The 2,387-nt window shown below is 64.3% G+C and carries 1 protein-coding gene and 1 pseudogene; one reads left to right on the top strand and one right to left on the bottom strand.

The genetic code is table 11. The features are described from left to right. Positions 1 to 1,682 (bottom strand): annotated as a pseudogene (locus EOC06_RS36005) (hypothetical protein); the annotation flags it as partial. 95 nt (positions 1,683 to 1,777) lie between these two features. Between EOC06_RS36005 and EOC06_RS36000 the strand changes: the two are divergent. Beyond that, positions 1,778 to 2,245 carry a peroxiredoxin gene (locus EOC06_RS36000; RefSeq protein ID WP_127258257.1) on the top strand — a complete coding sequence of 156 codons (468 nt, stop codon included), beginning with the start codon at positions 1,778 to 1,780 and terminating at the stop codon, positions 2,243 to 2,245. Positions 2,246 to 2,387 lie beyond the last annotated feature (142 nt).

The raw sequence follows: 2,387 nt of genomic DNA, 5'->3' as shown, positions 1-2,387 counted from the left end.
GGCATGTAGACGGTGCCCGAGGATAGCGAGATATCGACATCGTTGCCGTGGAAACCGACGACGCCGACCGCGTCGCGTATCGGCGGAATGCGGCCGGCGGTGTCGAAGCGCGATCCCTCGATCTGGAAGCGGCCGAACACCTCATCGGCCGAAAGCGGCACGCCGTTGCCCAGGCGGCCCGGCACCACCTGGAACTGAAGGTTGGCGTCGACGACACGGCCGCCGAACAGATTGGCCAGCACCCAGAGCCGGGCATTGCGCGCCGAAAACCACGGCCACAGCTGCTTGACGTGAGAGACCTGCATGTCGTGGATGTTGAACGCCAGATTGATCCCCGGCACTTTGCCGTCGACGAACGCCACGGCGGCGGTGCCAAGCATCTCGCCGGAGCCGGCGGACCGGAGCGCGATCTGCTCGGCGACCAATTTGTGGCTCACCGTGTTGTAGACGCCGGCAATCCGGGCGAGGAAGGTGAGCGCCGGCTCGGGCGACTCCGAAGGCGCAAGCGACGATCCGTCGCTGGTCAGGTCGTAGCGATAGGAGGGTTCTTCACCCACCGCTCCGCTTGCCGGCTTCGGCCCGATCGAACCGGCGAAATCGAATGTCGAGCGGCCGGTCTTCAGCAGCAATCTGTCGACCTGGATCTTGTTGCTGCCCGCAACCAGCGTCGCATTGATATCGACGTCCGCCGGCAGCAGTCCTCGCGTGCCGAGATCGAGGACAGAACCCGTCGACGACAAAGCGGCCGTCAGCCGCGATGCGTTCGCGCCGAACCCTTCCGATCCCGTCAGCTTCAGCGCGACGGTTCCCAGCTTGCCGGCAGCGGCCGCCATATCGCCGGTATCGGCCAGATCGACGCTCGCATCCAGTGCCGTGACGCGGTGCGCCGCGATATCGCGGGAGGCGGAAGCGGCAACGGTAGCCGTCCTGCCGTCGATGTCCGCCGTGGACGAGAACTGCATGCCGCCCGGGCCCGACTGCACGACGGTGGCGTCGGTGATCTTGACGAGCTTGATCGCTCCGGTTTCGGGCAGCACGAATTCGACATTGCGAAGATCGATCCGGCGCAGCGAATCCTCCCGCACGGCATCGAGTGCGTGGTTGATGTTTCCGAACACCGCGGCGGACAGCTTCTCCGGATCGATGAGGCCGTCCGCATTGCGCAGGCCGGCGGTCCAGTCGCCGCCTGACGGCATCGCCGCCACGACGATGCGGGCATCCGAAATCCTGGCGCTGGTCAGCCGCACATCTCCCCACAGCAGCGGGAACAGACGCACGCCGAAGCGCACGCGGCCGGCATCGGCCATCGGCTTGCCGTCCGATGTCTTCAAGCTGACGTCGCTGACCTGAAGCGCGATGAAACTCGAACCGTCGAGCGTGATGCGGGCAGGCCCGACCGCGACATTGACATCGACGCCCGCCAGTTTCTCAAGCGCCGTTTCCGCCTCGGTGCGAAGCCGGTCGGCTCCGATGCCGGAGGCGCCAACCAGATAAACGAGCACGGCGGCCAGCAGCGCGAAAGCGACCAGACCGGCGAACAGTCGCGACAGGATGCGAAAACCGCGTCCGATCGAAGCCTGACCGAGCGGCGGCACACGGCAGGCGGACGGAAAGGTCCCCAGGTCGGTGATCTCATCACGCCTGAACCGGATCTTCTCGTGCTGCGGTCGCTCCTGATCCACGCAATTTTCCGTTGTACGAACTCGATCGTGGACGAATCCCCGTCCGACACTATATCGGTGTGGCTTCGCGCGTAACCTCAAACAAGGGCATCGGTATGGCTGACCTCGACGTAGGCGATCTCGCGCCGCAATTCGACCTGCCGCGGGACGGCGGCGGATCAGTCAGCCTTGCCGCATCGTCCGGCAAGCCCATCGTGCTCTATTTCTATCCGCAGGACGACACAACAAGCTGCACGCAGGAGGCGATCAGCTTCTCGCAGCTGAAGCCGGACTTCGAGAAGGCCGGCGCCGTGGTGATCGGCCTGTCGCCCGACCCCGTCAAGAAGCACGACAAGTTCAAGTCGAAGTACAATCTCACCATCGACCTCGCCGCCGACGAGGAGCGCAAGGTGATCGAAGCCTACCATCTGTGGGTCGAGAAATCGATGTATGGTCGCAAGTATATGGGGGTCGAGCGCGCGACGTTCCTGATCGGCCGCGACGGGCGGATCGCCAGGATTTGGCGCAAGGTCCGCGTCAAGGGCCATGCGGAAGAGGTGCTCGAGGCCGTTCGCGCGCTTTGAGGTTTTGCCGGCGAGGTTGGCCCGGTTTCCCTTACAACCATACGCACGCCTGGCGGGCGTTCGCTGCGGGCAAGCCGGCGCTGCAAGCCTTTGTTAACCTTAATAATGTGTAGTCAAGCTGTCGTGGTGTCGTAAACGAAAG

The sequence above is a fragment of the Mesorhizobium sp. M7A.F.Ca.MR.362.00.0.0 genome, assembly GCF_004023175.1.
Classification (GTDB): Bacteria; Pseudomonadota; Alphaproteobacteria; order Rhizobiales; family Rhizobiaceae; genus Mesorhizobium.
This window is presented reverse-complemented; position numbering and strand designations above follow the sequence as displayed.

Bases quoted from the DNA above. Each gene is read 5' to 3' on its own strand.
- EOC06_RS36000 (WP_127258257.1), top strand. From the start codon at position 1,778: ATGGCTGACCTCGACGTAGGCGATCTCGCGCCGCAATTCGACCTGCCG.